Raw genomic sequence first — 20,615 nt, 5'->3', positions numbered from 1 at the left:
AGGAGAGTTGGTGGGGGGGGAGCGGGGGGGGGGAGGGGGGGGGGGGGGGGGGGCCCCCCCCCCCCCCCCCCCTTCCCCGTGCGCCGCCCGGGTCAGGGCTTGATCAGGACCTTCAGCGCGCTGCGGTCGTCCATCGCGCGGTAGCCGTCCGGGACCTCGTCCAGGGAGACGGCCCGGTCGAAGACGGGGGCCGGGTCGATCGCGCCGCTCAGCACGTCCTCCAGCAGCTCCGGGATGTAGGCCCGGACCGGGGCCACACCGCCGCGCAGGGTGATGTTCCGGTCGAACATCACGCCGAGGTCGAGGCCGGTGCCGCTGCCGTGCGGGACGCCGACGTAGCCGATGGCGCCGCCGTCGCGGGTGATGTTCACCGCCGTCCGCATGGACTGCTCGGTGCCGACCGCCTCGATGACGGCGTGCGCCCCCTGGCCGCGGGTCAGCTCGCGGACGGCGGCCTCGGCGGCCTCCCCGCGCTCGGCGACCACGTCGGTGGCCCCGAAGAGCTTGGCGATGTCCGTACGGGCGCTGTGCCGGCCCAGCGCGATGATCCGCTCGGCGCCGAGCCGCTTGGCCGCGAGGACGCCGCACAGCCCGACCGCGCCGTCACCGACGACGGCGACGGTGGAGCCGGCGCGGACGCCCGCGCCCAGGGCGGCGTGGTGGCCGGTGCCCATGACGTCGGACAGTGCGAGCAGCCCGGTCAGCAGGTGGTCGTCGGAGGCGGCCGCGGCGGGCAGCTTCACCAGGGTGCCGTCGGCGTGCGGGACCCGGACGGCCTCGCCCTGGCCGCCGTCGAAGCCGACCGAGCCCCAGAAGCCGCCGTGCACGCAGGAGGTGTACAGGCCCTCGGAGCAGTAGTCGCAGGTGCCGTCGGACCACATGAAGGGAGCCACGACCAGGTCCCCGGCCTTCAGGCCGGAGACGGCGGAGCCGGTCTCCTCGACGACGCCGAGGAACTCGTGCCCGATCCGCTGGCCGGGCCGGCGGGCCGCCTCGCCGCGGTAGGCCCACAGGTCGCTGCCGCAGATGCAGGCGCGCAGGACGCGGACGACGGCGTCCTCGGGGCGCTGGATCGCAGCGTCGGGCACCTCCTCCACGCGGATGTCGTGCGGGGCGTGGATGACGGTGGCGCGCATGGTGGTGCAGCCCTCCGGATCAGATAGTTCAGTCTTGTATGACTTCCCTACGGTACGCCTGCTCGCGGGCGATCGTGCCCAGGGCCAGCAGGTACTGGGCCGCGAGGTAGGTGGCCATGATCCAGAAGTCCGGGCGCGGCAGCTGGGGCCACTCGGCGACCCCGGTCGCGATGAGGGTGTCGGAGAGCAGGAACAGCGCCCCGCCGACGCCCGCGGTGCGGCCGAGGGCGCTGGAGCGGCAGGCCATGGCGGTGAGCAGCAGGCTGTACCCGGCGACGGGGATCCGCAGGTCCGCCGGCAGGTCCGGCCACAGCAGCGCGACGGTCCCGACGAGCGCGAGGGCGTACGCGCCCCCGAGCGCGGGGTTGGTCCTGCTCCGGCCGAAGAGGACCAGGTAACAGACGTGCCCGAGGGCGAAGGAGCCCATGCCGATGAGGAAGGCGGGCTCGGCGTCGAAGAGCAGCGCGAGGTCCCCGCCCCAGCCGAAGAGCAGGGCGGCGACCAGCAGCCGGGGCGCGCGGCGGGTGATCACGTACGCCACCAGCAGCGGCATCAGCAGCGGCTTGGCGAGGACGTGCCCGAGGTGCCAGCCGGCCAGCAGCGAGCCCAGGTCCGCGGCGGCGGCCGCGCCGAAGCCGGCGAGCAGCACCCGCCCGGCGCGCCCGGCGGCGGCCGGGCGGATCGCCCAGGAGGGCGTGCGCGTTCCGGTGGCGCTCACGCGGCGGGCTCCGGCGCCTTCGCGGCCCCGGCGGTCGGGACGGCCTCCGCCCGCTTGGCGGCCGGCTGCCAGCCGGGGCCCCGGAACACCCGCCCGGCGCGCTCGCGCCAGCTGTCGGCGGCGCGGACGTCGCGGGCGATGGCGGCGTACTCGTGGGTGGCGACGCGCAGCGGGTTGTGGGTGCCGATGTTCTTGGTCAGCCCGTAGACGGGCCGCTCCGTCTCCCCCACCCAGGACCCGAACATCCGGTCCCAGACGATCAGGATCCCGCCGAAGTTGCGGTCCAGGTAGCCGCCCTGGGAGGCGTGGTGGACGCGGTGGTGGGAGGGGGTGTTGAAGACGTACTCGTAGGGCCTCGGCAGCTTCCCGATCCGCTCGGTGTGCACCCAGAACTGGTAGAGCAGGTTGATGCCGTAGCAGAAGGGGATCGCGGCCGGGTGCACGCCGAGGGCGACCATCGGGAGGTAGAACCACCAGGTGGTCGCGCTGGTCCAGGGCTGGCGCAGGGCGGTGGTGAGGTTGAACCTGCGGCTGCTGTGGTGGACGACGTGGCAGGCCCACAGGATGCGGATGACGTGGTGGAGCCGGTGCTGCCAGTAGTAGAGGAAGTCCTGGGCGAGCAGCATCAGCAGGGCGGTCCACCACAGGAACGGCACCCGCAGCGGGGTCAGTTCGTAGACGGCGGTGAAGACCGCGACGACCGGGATCTTCCAGAGCAGGTCGAAGCCGATGCTGCCGATCCCCATGGTGACGCTGGTGACCGCGTCCTTGGTGTCGTAGCCGGCGGCGTCCTCGTCGGGATGGAGCCGGTAGCTGACCACCTCGATGACGGTGAGCAGTACGAAGGCGGGTATGGACCACAGCACGACATCGGGCAGATTTGGCATGGGCGCACCTTAGGGGCGGGTTCCGGGGTGCCGCTAGGGGTTGTTACCGATCAGTATCCGACGGGGTTACCCGGGGTACAAGGGGGAGGGCGCATGGCAGGGCTCGAAACGGCCGCGTTAAGGGCGGCGAGCACCGTGGCAGGGTCCTTGTGGAGGTCGCGGCTCGGGCAGGTGCCCGGCGCGGGCCTCACCGACCGGGCGGTGCGGCCGGCGCAGCGCTGGCGCCGCCCGGCGGAGCTCGGCACGCCGGAGCTGCGCCGGCTCGCCGAGGAGCTGGCGCCCCGGCTGGGCGCGGCCGCAGCCCGGCTGCCGGAGCACGAACGGCTGGCCGCGCTCGACGCGGTCGCCGACGCCTTCGCGGCCTGGCCGGGGCGCCTGGACGCGGAGGCCCTCTTCGCGGCGGACCTGGACCCGGCGGAGCTGGCGGCGAAGGTGTCCCTGCCACCGGCGGCGGGCCTGAGCGCGGGGGCCGAGGCCCTGGCCCGTGACCTGATCCGGCTGGCCTGCGTGCACTCCGTGGAGTACCTGACGACCCTGCCGTCGTTCGGCGCGCGGGCCGAGGTGGAACTCGTACGCCGCACCGGCGCGTTGCAGCGGTCGGTGGACCGGCTGGCGGACCGCGCGGACGGTGCGGCGCACGCCTTCGAGGAGCGGTACGCGCGGTACGTGGCCGACACCCACGGACGGCTCCAGCTGTTCGGGCTGACGACCGGCCGCGCGCGGGAGGAATGGCCGCTGGACCTGGCGTACATCAGCCTCGCGGTCAGCGGCGAGCAGCAGCGGCTGCTGCCGGGCGAGCCCGGCGTGCACCAGACCACCGTCAAGGCGGAGCACGCGCTGGGCGCGGCGGACCGCGTCCTGCTGCGCGGCCCGGCGGGCTCCGGCAAGAGCACCCTCCTCCAGTGGCTCGCCGTCGACGCGGCCCGGCACGGCACCCGCGTCCCGTTCGTGCTGCGCCTGCGCTCGTTCACGAACTCCGACGCCCTGCCGCTGCCGGAGGACTTCCTCAAGGCCTCCGGCGTACCGCTGTCGGCGCCGGCCGGCTGGGTCGAGAACCTGATGCTGAGCGGGCGGGCACTGGTCCTGGTGGACGGGGTGGACGAGGTCCCGCAGCGGCTGCGCGCCCGCACGGAGACCTGGCTGCGCGGGCTGGTGTCGGCCTTCCCGAAGGCCCGCTACGTCGTCACCACCCGCCCTTCGGCGGTCCCGGAGGACTGGCTCGCCCGGGAGGGCTTCGCACCGTACGCGCTGCTGCCGATGGAACGGGAGGACGTGAGGGCGTTCATCGCGCACTGGCACCGGGCCGCCGGGGCGGAATGCCCGGGCGAGGACCTCGAAGCGTACGAGGCCTCGCTGCGGGAGGCGGTGACGGCCCGCCGGGACCTGGGCCGGCTGGCAACCAACCCCCTGATGTGCGCGCTGCTCTGCGCGTTGAACCGGGACCGGCGGATGCAGCTCCCCCGCGCCCGCAAGGAGCTGTACGACGCGGCGTTGGACATGCTGCTGGTCCGTCGGGACACCGAGCGGGAGATCACCGGGGTCGAGGGCGTCTATCTCACTCGGGACGAACAGATCCTGCTGCTCCAGCGGTTCGCGTACTGGCTGATCCGCAACGGCCAGGTGGAGGCGGGCCGCGACGAGGCCGTCGAGCTGGTGGCGGAGTGGCTGGAGGGCATGCCGCAGGTGCGCGAGCAGGGCGATGCGGAGCGGGTCTTCTCCCACCTGCTGATCCGCAGCGGGCTGCTGCGGGAGCCGGTCGCGGGATCGGTGGACTTCGTCCACCGCACCTTCCAGGACTACCTGGGCGCCAAGGCGGCGGTGGAGTCCCGGGACTTCGGCGTGCTGGTGAAGAACGCGCAGGACGACACCTGGGACGACGTGGTCCGCATGGCGGTGGGCCACGCCCGCCCGGACGAGCGCACCCGGATCCTGCGGGGCCTGTTGAAGCGCGCGGACAAGGTCAAGGGCGCCCGCAACCGCCTGACCCTGCTGGCCGCCGCCTGCCTGGAACACGCCCCGGAACTGGACCCGGCCCTGCGCCGCGAGATCCAGTCCCGGACCTCGGAGCTGCTCCCGCCGCGCACCAAGGCCCAGGCCGCTGAACTGGCCAAGGCCGGGGAGCTGGTCCTGGGGCTGCTGCCGGACCCGGGCGGGCTGAGCGTCACGGAGGCGGCGGCGACCCTCCAAGTCGCGACGCTTGTCGGCGGGCCCCGGGCCCTCAGGGTTCTGGCTGGCGCAAGGGAGGACACCCGCTTCCTGGTCTGCCACGAACTGGCAGCCGCGTGGGGCCGGTTCGAGGCGAAGGAGTACGCGGACGAAGTGCTGAGCGGCGCCTCGCTGGGAGACGATGCCTTCCTCCCCGTCTGCACACGGGAGCAGCTCGCGCAGCTGAGCAGGCTGCCGCACCGGCGCATCCGGCTGGAGGGCGACCACGGCATCCCCCCGGAGCTTCTCTCCCTGCCCGGCCTGGAGCGGGTCTTCTTCAGCCTGAACGACCGGCTCTCCGACCTCGCCGGCCTGTCCGCGCTGCCCGGACTGCGACTGCTGGGTCTGGACCAGTGCCGCGGCGTACACCTCGAAGGACTCCGCGACCTCGCCCTGGAGACCCTGTACCTGTATCGGCTCGACGCAATCGGCCTGCGGCCCCTGGCGGACCTGGGGACACTGCGACACCTCGGGCTGGACCTGAAGCCCGAGCAGCGCTCGGTCGCCGATCTGCCGGTGGGCGGTGCGTTATCCGGACTCGGACTCTACGAGCGGGCCGCGGGGATGAGCCTGGACGGGCTGGAGCGGTGGCCGGCACTGTCCTGGCTGACGGTCTCCGGCAGCGCGCAGGAGTCCCAGCTGGCACGCATGCCCGTGCCGCCTCCGCTGACCGTCCTGCAGATACTGGCTCAGCCTGCGCTGGACCTGGGCCGCCTGGTGCGCCACCAGGGACTGAAGGAGATCTACCTCGGGTCGTGCGGGCTGGCGGGTGGGGTCGAGCCGCTGCGAGAACTGCCCGAGCTGACGTACCTGAACCTGAGCGACTGCCTGCCCGTCGTGGACATCGGGCCGCTGGCCGACCTGCCCGGCCTGCGTGTCGTCACGTCGGGCACCACTCGGGTGACCGGCGCCGAGGGGTTCCCGCCGGAGCGGCTCACGGCATACGACACCTGAACCGCCCGGCGGGAGCCGAAGGGCTACCAGACCCGGACCGACGCCCCCCGGGCGAAGGCCGGGCTGGTGGCCTGCGGCGGGATCTCCGTCAGGGGCTCGGCGATCTCCGCCACCCGCGGGCCGTGCTTCGCCGCGACCGCGTCCAGCAGGCCCAGGTCGAAGCCGTACACCCGCGCCGCGTTGCCGCCGACCATCGCCGCGACCTCCTCCCTCGGCAGGCCCGCGTACGCGATCCGCAGGCCCTCGCGGGAGAACGGGGTGGTGCCCTCGTCGTGGGGGAAGTCGCTGCCCCACATGATCTTGTCCAGGCCGATCCGCTCCCGCAGCGGGACCTCGTGGGGGCGCATGAAGCTGGCCCCCACGAAGCAGTTGTCCCGCCAGACCTCGCTCGGCCCCCGGCCCATGGACTCGGCCAGGCCCGCGCCGAACTTGGCCTCGGCGGTGGAGGACGCCGCGACCAGGCGGCCGTGGTAGTAGTCCAGCATCTCCAGCACGCCCGGGATCCAGCCGGAGCCCTGCTCCGTCAGGACCAGCTTGAGGCCCGGGTGGCGGCGGAAGGCGCCGCCGAAGATCAGGTGCCACAGGGCGCGGTGCGAGAACCAGGTGGTCTCCACCATGAAGACGGCCCGCGCGGCCGGTTCGTCGCCGAGCGGCGGCGACGCCGAGCCGCCGTGGTGGTTGACCGGGACGTCCAGCTCCGCGCACACCGCCCAGATCGGGTCGTACGCGGCCGAGTACAGCTCGGGAACCGGCGAGCCGGGCGGGACGCCGGGGAGCAGGATCCCGCCGGTCAGGCCGGCCTCGCGGGCGCGGCGGATCTCGGCGACCGCCGCGTCCACGTCGTTGAGCAGGATCTGCGCGACGCCCGCCCGCCGCCCCGGGGCGTCCGCGCAGAAGTCGGCCAGCCACCGGTTGTGCGCCTGGAGGCCGGCCCACCTCAGCTCGTACTCGTCGGGCGTCGGCGGCTGGGCCATCAGCGAGGCCTTGGGGAAGAAGGGCGGGATGGTGTTCGGGAAGATCACCTCCGCCACGATCCCGTCCGCTTCGAGCTCGGCCAGGCGCCGGGCCGAGTTCCAGTTGAGGTCGGCGGAGTCGGCGAGGAGGTCCTCGTACGGGTTGACGTACGTGGCGGCCCAGGCGTCGAAGGCCTCGTGGTGGCGCTTGGCCAGGTACGGCCTGTAGTCGAGCAGGTCGGCGCCCGCGTGGCAGTCCGCCGAGATGACCGTGTAGCGGTCCTCCGTCATGAGGAGACCCCCATGACCGGGAAGTCCCCGCCGGTGAGCCAGTGCCGGCCGGTCTCGCGGGAGCGGGCCCAGGAGGCCTCCACCGCCGCCTGGCCGGGGCTCTGGCCCAGCTCGGCCGGGGTGGGGCCGATGCGGCGGGCGATCGGGGCGAGCTTCTCCGTGTCGAAGCCGAAGACCTCGGCGGCGGCCAGGCCCAGCATCCGCCGGGTCTCGGAGACCGGGATGTCGTGGAAGGTGTTCCTCAGCCAGTTGCGGGTGTCGGGCCAGGTGCCCTCGGGGTGCGGGAAGTCCGAGCCCCACAGGATGTTGTCCACGCCGATCTCGTAGCGCTGGGCGAGTTCCCGGCGCTTGGTGTTGGTCGCGCAGACGAACACCTGCCGGTCCAGGTAGTCGCTCGGGGGCCGTTTCAGCTCCGAGAAGGGCGAGAGCTTCTTGCCGCCGTGGGCGCCGAGGTAGAGGCGGTCCATGAACCAGAGGAGGTTCGGCAGCCACCAGCAGCCCGACTCGGCCACGCCGAACTTCAGGCCGGGGTGGCGCTCGAAGACCCCGGACCAGAGCAGGAACCACAGCGGCCGGGCCGGCCACCAGGTGACCTCGGAGACGTAGATGCCCAGGTGGTCGCCGTACTCCTGGCGGGGCGCGGCGCCCGAGTGGGTGACGATCGGCATCGCCGTCTCGGCGGCGGCCGCCCACACGGGGTCGTAGCGGCGGTCGTGGTAGGGCGCCTGGTCCACCCACATCGAGGGGATCATCAGGGCGCCGAGGCCGGACTCCTTGGCCCGGTGGATCTCCGCGACCACCTTGGACGGCTCGCCGGTGACGGGCAGCAGGGCTACGCCGCAGTGCCGCTCGGGGTTCTGCCCGACGAACTCCGCCAGCCAGCGGTTGTGGGCCTGCGCGCCCGCCATGCCGAGCTCGGGGTCCTGGTCGCCGGACAGGCCCAGGCCCACCCCGAAGGGGGCGGCGGTCTGGCTGTCGACGGCGTCCGCGTCGGGGAAGACGACCTCGGCGGCCACTCCGTCGCCGTCGAGCTCCTTGAGCCGCTGGGTGCTGTCCCAGCCGCCCTTGAGGCCTTCCTCGTGGTCGTGGAACCACTTCTCGGCGAAGGCCTCGTTGCGCACGCCGAGCCGGGTGGCCTCCTCGCGGCGGGCGTCGCGCTGGCCGAGGAACTCGTCGAACTGCGGGTGGAAGCGGGAGTCGAGGTAGGGGCGGTACTGCTCGGTGGGCAGCCCCGCGTGGCAGTCGGAGGAGATGATCAGGTACGGGTCTTCGTACGTCTCGTCAGGCACGTCGGTCCCCTCCGTCGAGGATGAAGCTCTCCAGGTAGGCGGGGTTGGCGCGGTCGAGCATCGACTGCGACCGGGCGCGGATCTGCCGGTCGCTGTGTTCGCTCGCCGGCAGCATCCAGAAGCGGTCGGCGCGGATGCCGTCGACGACGTGCTCCGCGACCTCCTCGACCGGGGTGAAGCGCACCTCGTGCCCGGCCTGCTTCATCGCGGTCTCGTACTGGTCGAGGCTGCGGTACGGGGACCTGCGCGGCCGTTCCTTCGCGAAGCGCCCGGGCCTGTTGCGGTGGGACTCCCACAGGCCGGTGCGCAGCATGTGCGGTCCGGGGAAGAGGACGGAGGCGCCGACGGAGGCGCCCTCGGCCTTGAGGTGGGCGTAGAGGGACTCGGTCATGGTGACCACGGCCGCCTTGGTGACGGCGTACACGGAGGCGGTGGGCAGGGGGGCGATGCCGCCGTCGCCGGAGGAGGTGTTGACGACGTGGCCGGGGGCGCCGGAGGCGATCATGCGGGGGACGAAGGCCTGGATGCCGTGGAAGACGCCCCAGACGTTGACGGAGAAGGCCCACTTCCAGTCGTTGGGCTCGTGCTCCCACATCCGCCCCTCGGCACCGGATCCGACGCCCGCGTTGTTGCACAGCACGTGCACGGCGCCGAAGGTCTCGTAGGCGGCGTCGGCGAGGGCGGTGACGGAGTCGCGTTCGCTGACGTCGACGAGCCGGGCGAGCACCTCGGCGCCGTCCGCGGCGAGTTCATCGGCGGCCTTGCGCAGGGCGGCCTCCTCCACGTCGGCGAGGACCACCTTCAGGCCCTCGGCGGCGAAGCGGCGGGCCATGGCGAGGCCGATGCCGCTCGCGGCGCCGGTGACGACGGCCACCTGTCCGGGTTCGAGCCGCATGTCACACGCTCCCCTCGGGCGGGCCGTCGAGGATCTGGAGGGGGTCGTCGTAGCGCTGGTGGAGGTACGGGAGCAGGGCCTGGGCGCTGACCCGCTCGACGACCCGGCCCTTCTGGTCGGTGGTCTTCTCGCCGATGGTGAGTTCCACGAGGCGGCGTACGGGGAGGTCGGCGACGGGGTCGTACATCGATTCGCGCAGTACGACGTCACCGGTGAGGTGCTCCAGTCTGCGGACCTTCTCGTTGCGGGTGCAGTGCACGAGGACCGGGTCGCCGTCCAGGCCGGAGCCGTCCACCGCCGGGAGGAACTTGAAGTAGAAGTCGGTCTTCACCGTCGGCTCGGGCAGCGGCAGCTCGCGGTCCACGGCCCCGCGCACCTCGACGAAGGCGATCCCGTGCCGGGCGAGGGCGGCCCGTACGACGAGCCCCTCGCGCTCGACGGTGACCTCGCCCAGCTTCTTCGGCTCGCCGAACACCTCGCGGCCGCCGGTCAGGGCGCGCTCGTGGGTCATGGGCATGACGAGCGGGTACCAGCCCTCGACCCCGCCGTGCCGGGCGGCCACGGCCACCGAGCCGGCGCCGAGGGGGTAGCCGGGCAGGTCGACCTTGCTGATGTTGGCCCGTACGAGGGGCCGTTCGGCGGGCTTGAGCGGCGGCGGCAGGACCGCCGCCACCACGTCGGGATCGGTCTCCCAGAGGGCCACCACACCGGTGGACCAGATGTCGGGGAGCTTGGCGCTCTTCTCGCGCGACGCCGCGATCTCGGCCTCGGTCCGCGCTCCGTACCGTACGCGTGCCATGTCTCGCACCACCCTTCGGTCGGTTCTGTAACACAGTTACACTGCTGCCGATGAAGGGTAAAGACCCCTGCACACAAGAGAACTGACGATCCGGCAGATGGGCGGGCTCTGGCCATGGCGAGGAACTCGCTGACCCGCGGGGAGGTCCTGGACGCGGCCGCCGCCCTGGTCAGGCAGCACGGGCCGGCCGCCCTGACCATGCGGGGGCTCGCCGGCGAGCTGGGCACGGCCGTGACCTCGATCTACTGGCACGTCGGCAACCGCGAGTCCCTGCTCGACGCGCTCGTGGAGCGGACCGTCCAGGAGATGGGCGCCGTCCGCCCCGTGGGCCGCACCCCGGCCGAGCGGATCGTCTCGGTGGCCCGGACCCTGCGGCGCGAGATCCGCGCCCGCCCGCACCTGATCGCGATGGTCCACGAGCGAGGGCTCACCGAGCGGATGTTCCTGCCCGCCCAGCGGGCGCTGGTCGACGAGGTGCACGCCGCCGGGCTGCGCGGGGCGCGGGCCGCCGACGCGGTGCGGGCCGTCCAGTTCCAGATCGTCGGCTTCCTGCTCGTCGAGCGCAACCGCGAGCGCTCCCCCGCCCAGTCGCCCGGCGAGGACGAGCTGTGGGACCCGGAGGCCGCCCCCGGCGACCCGGCGCTCGCCCGCGCCCTGGCCCGCCCGGCGGACCCGGAACGGCTGTTCCTGCTGTCGGTGCGGGCCCTGACCGAGGCCCTGCTCACGGCGCCGCCGGGGAATAAGGATTTGCCGGGCCGTGCGGGCCCGTGATGAGATCCGTCGCACGGGGGCGGCTCCCCGGCGTGCATCCTTCTCCCTTCCTCCAACGAATCCCGCGCGCCCACTCTCCGCCCCCGTTTTTCGTTCCCGGAGGGGGAGTTCACCCGTGTCTGCCATCGAGTCCGTCCTGCTGCGCCGGCTCCGGACCGTCTACGTCGACCAGCCGCAGGCCGCCGCGACGCCCGGACGCGAAGGGGTGCGGCCACTGGAGGCCGAGCTCCTCGAACGCGGCCATGCGCTGAGCCCGGAGCTGCACGCGGCGCTCTCGGAACTCGCGCCGACCGACCTCGCCGAGGAGCGGCTGCGGCTGCTCGCGCTGGTGGACGGACTCATGGGCGCCGACCGGGTGCACGAGCCGCTCTTCCGCCGCTTCCCCTTCTCGATCCCCCACGACACGGAGCACTGGTACGTCAGCCGGGTCTTCGCCCTGCTGCTCCAGGAACCCGAGCAGCCGTGCGTGCTGTGCGGCCGGGCCCGTACGGTCCACCCCGTCGCCCCCTGCGCCCACCTCGTCTGCCGTGCCTGCTGGGACGGCTCCGACTACACCGGCTGCCCCGTCTGCCACCGGCGTATCGACGCCGCCGATCCTTTCCTGCGCCCGGGCCTCGTCGGCCGGCCCGCGCGCGCCGCCCGGGCGGGCCGCAAGGTCGAGGACCCGCCGACGGGTCCGCTGCGGCTGCTGCGGCTCGGCACCGACCGGGCGGCCGACTGCGCCCGCGCGGTCGCCTCGCTGCTCGCCCGGCAGACCCCGCTGTCCCCCGAGGACCGCGACGACCTGGACCTCCTGCTGCCCGCCGCCCCGGCGGACCTCGGCTGGCTCCCCGAGGAGATCCCGGTACGCGAGACCAAGGCGCAGGTCCTCGGCGAACTGCTGCGCGACTGGCGGACCGCGGACGCGGTACGGCCGCTGCTCGCCGCCCGGCTCACCACCGCCACCGACGTACTGCGGCTGCTCGCCGTGCTGTCCGGCGGGGACGCGGGCCTGTTGCCGCTGCCCCGGTTCGCGAACCCCGGACGGCCGCTGCGCCGGGAACTCCTCGCGGTGCTCGACTCGTTCAACCCGCAGTACCTGGTCGAGGACCTGCTGCGGCACCCGGTGGCCTGGAAGCGGGCCGCCGAGACCCTGCACCCCTTCGAGCGGTACGCCCGGCACCCGCGCGCCGCGCTCGCCTTCGCCGTGCTGCGCGGCACCACCGCGTCCGCCGCCGCCCCGCTCGGCGCGGCGCTGCTGGAGAGCGCCGCCGCGCACCCGGACGCCGTCCGCGTGGACGGGGACCGGATCCGGCCCGCCACCTGGGCCGGCCGGCTCGAGCAGGCCCTCGCCGAGGGGGACGCCGCGGCCGCCGCCGCGCTCGCCGGGCAGCGCCCGGGTGAGCTCGTACGCCGCCTCGACCACCTGCTGCGCCTGCACCCGGGCGCGGACCTCCTGCCCGAGCTGGAGCAGGCGCTCGACCGGGGCCTGCCCAAGGTGGGCGCGGGCCCGCTGCTGTCCGCGCTCGGCGCGCTGCGCACCCGCGCCGAGGACCGCCTCGGCGGGCGCCGGGTGTTCTTCCCGCGCGGGAAGGTGGCGCGCGCCCAGGTGGCCCGGGAGGAGCGGGCCCCGCTGCCCGCGCCCCTCGTCGGGGCGGTCACGGCCCGGCTGGAGGCGGAGGTGCTGCGCCGGTTCGCCGCGGCCGGCGGGGAGGCGTACGACCTCGCGGTCCTGGACGCCGGGCTCGCGGACCTCACCGTGCCCTTCGGCGAGCGCAACGCCGCCAGGTCGCTGGTCGCCGTGCCGCGCGGCAGTACGCAGACCCTGCCCGAGGGCGAGGTGCTGCGGCTGTTCCTGCACTGGACGGAGCCGGCGGGCAACCGCACCGACCTGGACCTGTCCGTCGCCTTCTTCGACGCCGACTGGAAGTACACCGGCCTCTGCGACTACACCCGCCTGCGGTACGGGCCGCGCGCGGCCGCCGTGCACTCGGGCGACCTCACGTCGGCGCCCGCTCCGGACGGTGCCACCGAGTACGTGGACCTGGACCTGGCGGCCCTCGCCGGGAACGGGGACGCGTACGCGGTCCCGATCGTCTTCAGCTACAACAACATCCCCTTCGACGAACTGCCGGACGCCTTCGCGGGCTTCATGGCCCTGCCCGCGGACGGCCCGCGCGGCTCCTCGTACGACCCGCGGACCGTGCGCCAGCGCTTCGACCTGACGGGCGAGTCCCGGGTCTGCATGCCGATGGTCGTGGACCTCCCCGCCCGCCGGGCCCTCTGGGCGGACGTCCACCTTCCGGCCTCGGAGGGCTTCCAGAGCATCGCCTCGCACGGGGAGCGGCTGGCGTCCGTGGCCCGGGACGTGTGGGAGCACTTCGGCTCCGGAGCCCGCACCACCCTGTGGGACCTGGCGGTGTGGCGGGCCGCGGCCCGCTCCCGCGAGGTGGCCGTCCTGCGGTCCGGAGAGCTGTGGAAGTACCGGGCCGGCGCCGCGGAGACGGTGGCCGGATTCGCCACCCGCGTCGCCGCGCTGGGCGAGCCCGAGGAGCGGCGGGGGGCCGCGGACGCGGCGGCGGCCGCCGCCGAAGAGAGCGCGGGCCTCAGGGTGTTCCTGGCCACGGTGCACGCCACCGCCGCCGGGGCCGGCGCCTCGGGGACGGCGTACCGGCTCTTCCCCGGGCCGGCCGAAGTGGCCGGATCCTTCGCCTCGGTGGGCGCCCCGGACCTGGTGGCGGAGCTGGCGGCGGGGCTGTGACCCGGCTGGAGCCGGGATCGGGCTGAGGGGGCATCGGGCCACGGGTGTCAGTGCGTGCCGATATCCTCTGTGACCATGCTCTACGACCGTACGACCGCAGAGGCGGAATGGCCGACCGCGTACCCACAGGGGTACGCGGTCGTCGACGTGGAGACCACCGGGCTCGCTCGCGACGACCGGATAGTCTCGGCGGCCGTCTACCGGCTCGACGCCCAGGGCAACGTGGAGGACCACTGGTACACCCTGGTCAACCCGCGCCGTGACCCCGGACCCACCTGGATCCACGGCCTGACCAGTGCGATGCTCCAGGACGCCCCGCTCTTCGAGGACATCGCCGAGGAGTTCGCGGGCCGGCTCGCCGACCGGGTGCTCGTCGCGCACAACGCCATCTTCGACTGGCAGATGATCGCCCGGGAGTACGCGCGGGCCTCCGCGACCGCGCCCGTACGGCAGCGGCTGTGCACCATCGCCCTGTCGAAGGAGCTGAACCTCCCGCTGCCCAACCACAAGCTGGAGTCCCTCGCCGCGCACTACGGCGTGGTCCAGCAGCGCGCCCACCACGCTCTCGACGACGCCCGGGTGCTGGCGGAGGCGTTCCGTCCGTCGCTGCACGCGGCCGCGCGGGACGGCGTACGGCTGCCCCTGCTGGAGTGCCGCCCGCTGACGGAGTGGTCGGACTCCCCCGCGACGCCGCGGGTCGGCTACCAGTCCTCGTACGGGAACGGCGGCAGCTGGCGGGCCTCGCGCAAGCGGCCGCCGTGCCCGTACCCGAACCCGGGGCGCTTCGAGGACGGCAAGCCCCTCAAGCAGGGCATGCGGATCGCCTTCTCCGGGGACACCTCCGTGGACCGGGAGCTGCTGGAGGACCGGGCGGTGGAGGCGGGCCTGCACATCGCGACGAGCGTGTCCCGGCTCACCAGCCTGCTCGTGACCAACGACCCCGACTCCTCGACCTCCAAGACGGTCAAGGCCAAGTCGTACGGGACCCCGATCGTGGACGAGGCGGCCTTCACCCAGCTCCTGCGGGACGTGGCGGCGGCCGGGGACGAGTAGGGGCATTGCTCCGGCCGGGTGCAGGCGCGGCGACTCACCCCGGTGGATCTTGTTCCGTCCGGCCGCCCCGCACAGCATGCGGCGCATGGCACGTTGCGAGGTCTGCGGAAACGACTACGGCATGTCCTTCGAGGTGCACGCGCAGGGCGCGGTGCACGTCTTCGACTGCTTCTCCTGCGCCATCCACCGCATGGCGCCCATCTGCGAACACTGCCGGGTCCAGATCATCGGGCAGGGCGTCGAGGTCGAGGGCCAGTGGTACTGCGGCGGGCACTGCGCCCGAGCGGAGGGGAAGGTGGGCATCGTCGACCACGTCTGACCGCCCGCTCCGCTCCCCCGGACCCCGGAGGGCCACCCGGCCGCCGGGGTCCTCGTCGCTGGGGGTACCGTCGTGGGCGTGTACCGCTTTGTGCTGACCCGGCAGTGGGTGTCCCTCACCCTCGTCGCCCTCGTCCTCATCCCCGTGATGATCAAGCTGGGGTTCTGGCAGTTCCACCGCCACGAGCACCGGGTCGCCCAGAACGAGCTGATCGCGAAGAACCTGTACGGGAAGCCGGTACCGGTGACCGAGGTCACCTCGCCCGGGCACACCGTCCCGAGGGCCGACTACTGGCGTGCCGTCACCGCCACCGGCACGTACGACCCCGCGCACGAGGTCGTCGTACGGATGCGCACCTCGAACGACGACAAGGTCGGCTTCCACGTGGTGACGCCGCTGGTGCTGGGCGACGGCCGGGTGGTCCTGGTCAACCGGGGCTGGGTGGCCGGCGGCGACGACCCGCGCGCCTACCCGCCGGTGCCGGCCGCGCCCCCGGGCGAGGTCACGGTGACCGGGCGGCTCAAGGCCGACGAGACCAGCGGCGGCAGCGGGATCAAGGACCGCAAGGGCCTGCCCGACCGCCAGGTGATGCTGATCAACAGCGAGCAGCAGGCGGCAGGCCTGGGCAGGCCGGTGCTCGGCGGCTACCTCGAACTGACCGGCCCCGAACCGGCCGGCGGCAGCCCCGAACCGGTGGCCGAGCCCGACCACGACTCGATCGGCGCGCACATGGCGTACGCCGTGCAGTGGTGGCTGTTCGCGTCGGCGGTGCCGGTGGGGTGGCTGGTGCTGGTGCGGCGGGAGAAGCGCGACCGCGAGGAGGCGGCGGCCAAGGCCGTGTCGCCGGAGCCCGCTTCGGCGTAGGTTGTCCGGCATGGATCTTGGACTGAAGGACCGCGTCTACGTCGTCACCGGTGCCACGCGGGGACTCGGCTTCGCCTCCGCGCGCGAGCTCACCGCCGACGGGGCGAAGGTCGTACTGACCGGCCGGGACGAGAAGCGGGTGGCGGAAGCCGCCGCCGAACTCGGCCCGAACGCGGTGGGCGTGGCCGCCGACAACTCCGACCCCGCCGCCGCCGCACGGCTGGTGGCCACCGCGCGGGAGCGCTTCGGCCGCTTCGACGGCATCCTCATCAGCGTGGGCGGCCCCACGCCGGGCATGGCGGCGGACAACACCGACGAGCAGTGGGCGGCGGCGTTCGACACCGTCTTCCTGGGCGCGGTCCGCCTCGCCCGGACGGCCGCGGCCGAACTGGGCGAGGGCGGGGTCATCGGCTTCGTGCTGTCGGGCTCGGTGCACGAGCCGATCCCCGGCCTGACCATCTCCAACGGCCTGCGGCCGGGGCTGGCGGGCTTCGCCAAGTCCCTGTCGGTGGACCTGGGCCCGCGCGGGATCCGCGTGATCGGACTGCTGCCGGCGCGGATCGACACGGACCGGGTGCGGGAGCTGGACGCGCTGTCCGGCGACTCGGACGCGGCCCGTGCGGGCAACGAGTCCCGCATCCCGCTGCGGCGCTACGGCACCCCGGAGGAGTTCGGCCGCACGGCGGCGTTCCTCCTCTCCCCGGCGGCGTCTTACCTCACGGGCCTGATGCTCCCCGTGGACGGCGGAGCCCGCCACGGCTTCTGATTCTCGACGCGCCGCTCGCGCGGTGCGGCGCCGGGGCGCCTTACCGGCTTCGCGCCGCTGCGCCGGACTCCGTCCGGCGGGGGTGGGGGGCCGGTGCCCTCGGCTCGGGCCGGTGGGTCGCCTGCGGGCGGTCGGCCGCTGCGCGGGGCTTGCCCCTCCCCGCCCTTCAACCGTTCTCGCCCTCAATCGCCGGGCCCGGCTCACTGCACGGCGCTACCGCGCCCGTCGCCTCAAACGCCGGCGGGGCCGGGTTTCCCAGCCCCGCCGGGGTTTGAGGCGCTGGGGGCACCTCCCAGCGGTAGCTGGGGGAGGGTCTGGGGGCGGAGCCCCCGGGGAACGGGCGAAGGGTGGGGCGGGGAGCAGCCCGCGCAGCGGGACCCGCCGGGCTCAGGTGACCCGTTGCGCCGCGTGCGGGGTGACCTTCAGGCGGGCTTCGGCCGGGAGGGCGGGGAGGCCCGTCGCGGTGCGGGCGTGGGTGAGGACCAGGCCCGCCAGGGCGGCGAGGGCGTCCGCCGGGACGGCGTGGGGTTCCAGTTCCAGCGCCACCCGCAGGGTCGGGGCACCGCGCCGCCCCCGCAGCGCGACCCGGCAGCCTGCGACGCCGTCCAGCGCCGCCGCCTCGGCCGCCACCGCCGACTCCAGCGCGCGGCCCCGCAGCAGCGCGAAGCCCCCGTCGCCGGTGTCCACCGCCAGCGCCGCGAGCCGCGAGCGCCGCAGCTGCGCCGCCAGCCACCACAGCGCCAGCAGCACGCACACCGCCAGGGCGGCGGACACCGCCCACCACCACGCGCCGTCCAGGCTCCGGCGCCACCGCAGCAGCGGGGCGTGCCGCCCGTCGAGCGGCCAGGACCCGGTGAGGAGCGCGAGGCCGGCGGCCAGCAGGACCAGGCCGCCGAGCGCCAGCAGCGCCCGGTTGACGGCCCCCAGCACGCCGCTCACCGCCTGACCCTGATCCGGGTCCGCGGCGGGTGCGCGAGGCCCAGTTCCCCGATGCCGACGGCGAGCACCTCGTCCAGGTCGGCCCGTACGTCGTCCAGTTCGCGGAAGTGCGAGGTGGCCCGGACCCCGACCCGGGTACGGCCCACCCTGACCCGGACCGAGCGGACCCCGGCGACCTCCATGGCCCGGTCCCGCAGGACCAGCGCGGCGGCCCGGCGGCCGATGCCCGCCCGCACCCCCGGCTCCGTCCGCATCGGCAGCACCCCGCGCAGCCCGGGGGCCAGCGCCAGCAGCAACAGCACCGCTCCGGCCAGGGCCAGCAGCGCCCCGGCCGCCAGCACTTCCGCGTCGGCCGGGGTGTGCCGCTCCAGCAGGCCGCCGAGTTCGCGCCGCCAGCGCATCCCGGGCCGGTGTGCCCGTACCGCGGCCAGGTCGTAGAGGAAGAGCCCCGCCACCGTGAGCACCGCCAGCGCGGCGATCCCCGCCGGGACCCGCCGGGGCGAGCGGAAGCGGCGCGGCGGCGGCGCGCTCACCGCAGCCGCCGGTCCCGCCCGGCGGCGCCCGGCCGGGTGTGGGTGGAGTGCAGGAGCTCGATGTCGATGTCCACCTCGGGCACCGCCATCGCCGCGCACTGCTCGATGCGCCGGACGACCTGCCCGCGTACGGCCGCGCACTGGGCGGCGAGGTCGGAGGGGTAGCCGAGCTCCAGGCTCACCCGGACCCGCGCGATGTCGTGGTGGACGGTGACCGTGGCGTGCGGGACGGCTCCGGGAAGGACGTCGAGCGCTTCCCGGGCGGCCTGTGCCGCGATCTTGGCGACGACCCGGTCGGCGATCCGCAGGGCTCCCCGCCCGGCGGGCTCGACCTTCGGCGGCAGGGGGCGCGGAACGCTCATCGGCGGCCTCACCCGCGCCGGTCGTCGCGGCCGCGGGGCCGGAACAGCTCGCCCGGATCCAGGTCCCCGTCGAGGATCCTGCCGACCAGGAAGCCGATGGCGCCGAGCGCCGCCACCAGAAGGAAGGCCCCGAAGCCGCCGAAGTACCCGGCGAACGCCAGGGCGATACCGGCGAACAGGCCGGCGACCGCCATGCTCATGGCCTGGCTCCTCTCCGCTGCCGCGCGCCCGCTACTGGAGCCGGGAATCCGGTTCCTCGTCGGGCTCGTCGGGCAGTCTGACGTCGCTGACCGCGATGTTGACCTCGACGACCTCCAGCCCGGTCATCCGCTCGACCGCCGCGATGACGTTCTCCCGGACCGCCCGGGCGACCTCGCGAATCTCCACCCCGTAGTCGACGACGATCTCCAGGTCGAGGGCGGTCTGTACCTCCCCGACCTCCGCCTTGACCCCTCTGGCGGCCGCGGACTTCGCCCCGCCGGGGGCCCGGTCGCGGACGGCGCCGAAGGCGCGGGAGAGGCCGGTGCCGCTGCCCATGGCGTGGACGCCGAGCACCTCCCGGGCGGCCAGCCCGGCGATCTTCTCCACCACCCCGTCGGCGATGGTGGTGCGGCCTCGGTCTGCGGGGGCCCCGGCGGAGCCCCCCGGTGCGGATTCGGTCATCGGACGTCCTTAGGAAAGGGGAAGTCTCCCGACCACGGTAAGCGCGTACGGGCTCCGGCGCGCCGGAGACTACGCCGGAAGGCCGGAAGCCGGAAGGCCGGAAGCCGGAAAGCCGGAAAGCCCGGAAGGCCGCAACGGTGTTCCCGTTCCGGCCTTCCGGGCGTGCGTGCGTCCGGGCCTCAGTCGGACAGGCCCGCGAGGTCACGCAGCCGGCGGGCCTGGGCGGCGCGCTCGGCGGTGCGCTGGTCGTCGTACGTACGGGACGGGGCCGCGCGCAGCAGCGCCTTGGTCTCGATGACGGCATCGCGGGGCGGGGCCAGCAGGGCGGTGGTGAGGTCCTGGACGGCGGCCTCCAGTTCGGCGGCCGGGACGACCAGGTTGGCCAGGCCGACCCGCTCGGCCTCCTCGGCGTGCACGAAGCGGCCCGTCGCGCAGATTTCGAGCGCGCGGGCGTAGCCGACCAGGGCGGTCAGCGGCTGGGTGCCGGCCAGGTCGGGGACCAGGCCCAGGCTGGTCTCGCGCATGGCGAACTGCACGTCGTCCGCGACGACGCGCAGGTCGCAGGCGAGCGCGAGCTGGAAGCCGGCGCCGATCGCGTGCCCCTGTACGGCGGCGATGGAGACGATGTCATTGCGCCGCCACCAGGTGAAGGCCTCCTGGTACTCGGCGATGGTGGAGTCGAGCAGCTCGTCGGAACCGCGCGCCAGATCGAGGAAGGACGGCTCGCCCTCGAAACCCTCCGGGGTGAACGCCTGCCGGTCGAGCCCGGCGGAGAAGGACTTGCCCTCGCCGCGCAGCACGACGACCCGGACGGTGCCGGGCAGCGACCGTCCGGCCTCCGCCAACGCCCGCCAGAGCGCGGGGGATTGGGCGTTTCGCTTGGCCGGATTGGTCAGTGTCACCGTGGCGACCGTGTCGTCGATGGTGAGCCGTACGCCATCCTTGTCGAGCAGAGCCATCTGGTGCCTCCGGTGTGCAGTCGCGGCCGCATGCTCGGCCTAAGTGACTGCACAGTAACCACCCGGTCGACCGCGGGGCCGACCGGGGGTCACCGAAGGTACCGTGCATGGAACGGGACGAAACCGACAGCATGGATCAGACAGCGTGAAAGAGAACGGAGCTGTCGGGCGGTCTTCGGTACCGGCCCCGGCCTGACGGCCAGGGTCAGGCCGCAGCCGCCTTCTTGCCGCGTGTCGCGCCACCGCGACCACGCAGCGTGACTCCGGACTCGCTGAGCATCCGGTGGACGAATCCGTAGGACCGGCCGGTCTCTTCGGCCAGCGCCCGGATACTCGCACCGGAGTCGTACTTCTTCTTCAGGTCTGCCGCGAGCTTGTCGCGCGCGGCGCCGGTCACCCGGCTGCCCTTCTTCAGAGTCTCGGCCACCCGTGCCTCCTCGTGGGAAGTGCGCTCTGGACTTCTCATGATCACCCCTCCCCGGCTTCCTGGCCACCCATTCAGCAAGGTCGGTGCGACGG

21 protein-coding genes are annotated in these 20,615 nt (G+C 74.1%); 7 read left to right on the top strand and 14 right to left on the bottom strand.

Annotation, left to right across the window (positions count from 1 at the left end; genetic code table 11):
• Positions 1–92: 92 nt before the first annotated feature.
• The 3 genes from ACZ7IF_RS09190 to ACZ7IF_RS09180 are packed head-to-tail and all read right to left on the bottom strand — an operon-like array spanning position 93 to position 2,741.
• Positions 93–1,136: a zinc-dependent alcohol dehydrogenase family protein gene (locus ACZ7IF_RS09190; protein WP_470965429.1), complete on the bottom strand. Its 1,044-nt coding sequence runs from the start codon at positions 1,134–1,136 to the stop codon at positions 93–95.
• Between the two features lie 28 nt (positions 1,137–1,164).
• Positions 1,165–1,854, bottom strand: a complete 690-nt coding sequence (locus ACZ7IF_RS09185) for a lysoplasmalogenase (RefSeq protein WP_470965426.1) — start codon at positions 1,852–1,854, stop codon at positions 1,165–1,167.
• Entirely contained in the window at positions 1,851–2,741 is an 891-nt protein-coding gene (locus ACZ7IF_RS09180; RefSeq protein ID WP_470965423.1) for a sterol desaturase family protein, read from the bottom strand. Before ACZ7IF_RS09180 ends, ACZ7IF_RS09185 begins: the two co-directional genes overlap by 4 nt.
• A gap of 93 nt (positions 2,742–2,834) precedes the next feature.
• On the opposite strand from ACZ7IF_RS09180, the gene ACZ7IF_RS09175 reads away from it, so the two are divergent.
• On the top strand, positions 2,835–5,900 hold the full coding sequence (locus ACZ7IF_RS09175; protein WP_470965420.1) for an NACHT domain-containing protein: 3,066 nt from the start codon (positions 2,835–2,837) through the stop codon (positions 5,898–5,900).
• A 23-nt stretch (positions 5,901–5,923) separates the two neighbouring features.
• Here ACZ7IF_RS09175 and ACZ7IF_RS09170 read toward each other — a convergent pair whose 3' ends face one another.
• From ACZ7IF_RS09170 to ACZ7IF_RS09155, 4 genes are read right to left on the bottom strand one after another with little or no spacing between them, the layout of a single operon-like run.
• The gene (locus tag ACZ7IF_RS09170) at positions 5,924–7,144 is read right to left on the bottom strand and encodes an amidohydrolase family protein (protein WP_470965417.1); all 1,221 of its coding nucleotides are present in this window, start codon (positions 7,142–7,144) and stop codon (positions 5,924–5,926) included.
• Complete coding sequence (locus ACZ7IF_RS09165) at positions 7,141–8,433, bottom strand: amidohydrolase family protein (protein WP_470965414.1); 1,293 nt, start codon at positions 8,431–8,433, stop codon at positions 7,141–7,143. Before ACZ7IF_RS09165 ends, ACZ7IF_RS09170 begins: the two co-directional genes overlap by 4 nt.
• A complete protein-coding gene (locus ACZ7IF_RS09160) occupies positions 8,426–9,328 on the bottom strand; it encodes an SDR family NAD(P)-dependent oxidoreductase (RefSeq protein ID WP_470965411.1) in 903 nt (300 codons plus the stop codon). The genes ACZ7IF_RS09165 and ACZ7IF_RS09160 overlap by 8 nt, the downstream gene beginning before the upstream one ends.
• A 1-nt stretch (position 9,329) precedes the next feature.
• Positions 9,330–10,127, bottom strand: a complete 798-nt coding sequence (locus ACZ7IF_RS09155; RefSeq protein WP_470965408.1) for an acetoacetate decarboxylase family protein — start codon at positions 10,125–10,127, stop codon at positions 9,330–9,332.
• A 114-nt stretch (positions 10,128–10,241) separates the two neighbouring features.
• Between ACZ7IF_RS09155 and ACZ7IF_RS09150 the strand changes: the two genes are divergently transcribed.
• From ACZ7IF_RS09150 to ACZ7IF_RS09125, 6 genes are all read left to right on the top strand, one after another.
• Positions 10,242–10,898 carry a TetR/AcrR family transcriptional regulator gene (locus ACZ7IF_RS09150; protein WP_470965405.1) on the top strand — a complete coding sequence of 219 codons (657 nt, stop codon included), beginning with the start codon at positions 10,242–10,244 and terminating at the stop codon, positions 10,896–10,898.
• 115 nt (positions 10,899–11,013) lie between these two features.
• Entirely contained in the window at positions 11,014–13,638 is a 2,625-nt protein-coding gene (locus ACZ7IF_RS09145; protein WP_470965402.1) for an MXAN_6230/SCO0854 family RING domain-containing protein, read from the top strand.
• Between the two features lie 75 nt (positions 13,639–13,713).
• Positions 13,714–14,691: a DEDDh family exonuclease gene (locus ACZ7IF_RS09140; RefSeq protein WP_470965399.1), complete on the top strand. Its 978-nt coding sequence runs from the start codon at positions 13,714–13,716 to the stop codon at positions 14,689–14,691.
• Positions 14,692–14,776: 85 nt separating this feature from the next.
• A complete protein-coding gene (locus ACZ7IF_RS09135) occupies positions 14,777–15,010 on the top strand; it encodes a hypothetical protein (protein ID WP_007263378.1) in 234 nt (77 codons plus the stop codon).
• A gap of 78 nt (positions 15,011–15,088) precedes the next feature.
• Positions 15,089–15,874: an SURF1 family cytochrome oxidase biogenesis protein gene (locus ACZ7IF_RS09130; RefSeq protein WP_470965396.1), complete on the top strand. Its 786-nt coding sequence runs from the start codon at positions 15,089–15,091 to the stop codon at positions 15,872–15,874.
• Positions 15,875–15,884: 10 nt separating this feature from the next.
• Positions 15,885–16,640: an SDR family oxidoreductase gene (locus ACZ7IF_RS09125; RefSeq protein ID WP_470965393.1), complete on the top strand. Its 756-nt coding sequence runs from the start codon at positions 15,885–15,887 to the stop codon at positions 16,638–16,640.
• 387 nt (positions 16,641–17,027) lie between these two features.
• On the opposite strand, the gene amaP is transcribed toward ACZ7IF_RS09125, so the two are convergent.
• The 7 genes from amaP to ACZ7IF_RS09090 form a co-directional block, all read right to left on the bottom strand.
• Positions 17,028–17,579, bottom strand: coding sequence for an alkaline shock response membrane anchor protein AmaP (amaP, locus tag ACZ7IF_RS09120; RefSeq protein WP_470965390.1), 552 nt, complete (start codon positions 17,577–17,579; stop codon positions 17,028–17,030).
• Positions 17,576–18,211: a DUF6286 domain-containing protein gene (locus tag ACZ7IF_RS09115; protein ID WP_470965387.1), complete on the bottom strand. Its 636-nt coding sequence runs from the start codon at positions 18,209–18,211 to the stop codon at positions 17,576–17,578. The genes amaP and ACZ7IF_RS09115 overlap by 4 nt, the downstream gene beginning before the upstream one ends.
• On the bottom strand, positions 18,109–18,474 hold the full coding sequence (locus tag ACZ7IF_RS09110; RefSeq protein WP_470965384.1) for an Asp23/Gls24 family envelope stress response protein: 366 nt from the start codon (positions 18,472–18,474) through the stop codon (positions 18,109–18,111). Before ACZ7IF_RS09110 ends, ACZ7IF_RS09115 begins: the two co-directional genes overlap by 103 nt.
• A gap of 8 nt (positions 18,475–18,482) precedes the next feature.
• Positions 18,483–18,674 (bottom strand): hypothetical protein, encoded by a 192-nt coding sequence (locus ACZ7IF_RS09105; protein ID WP_470965381.1) that lies wholly within the window; start codon positions 18,672–18,674, stop codon positions 18,483–18,485.
• Positions 18,675–18,705: 31 nt separating this feature from the next.
• Complete coding sequence (locus ACZ7IF_RS09100) at positions 18,706–19,137, bottom strand: Asp23/Gls24 family envelope stress response protein (protein WP_470965379.1); 432 nt, start codon at positions 19,135–19,137, stop codon at positions 18,706–18,708.
• 179 nt (positions 19,138–19,316) lie between these two features.
• Positions 19,317–20,096: an enoyl-CoA hydratase/isomerase family protein gene (locus ACZ7IF_RS09095; protein ID WP_470965376.1), complete on the bottom strand. Its 780-nt coding sequence runs from the start codon at positions 20,094–20,096 to the stop codon at positions 19,317–19,319.
• A gap of 205 nt (positions 20,097–20,301) precedes the next feature.
• On the bottom strand, positions 20,302–20,523 hold the full coding sequence (locus tag ACZ7IF_RS09090) for a helix-turn-helix domain-containing protein (protein WP_007263382.1): 222 nt from the start codon (positions 20,521–20,523) through the stop codon (positions 20,302–20,304).
• Positions 20,524–20,615 lie beyond the last annotated feature (92 nt).

Source organism: Streptomyces sp. NPDC037421, assembly GCF_055602105.1.
The sequence above is the reverse complement of the archived record's forward strand: the minus strand, read 5'-3'. Positions and strand labels throughout refer to the sequence as shown.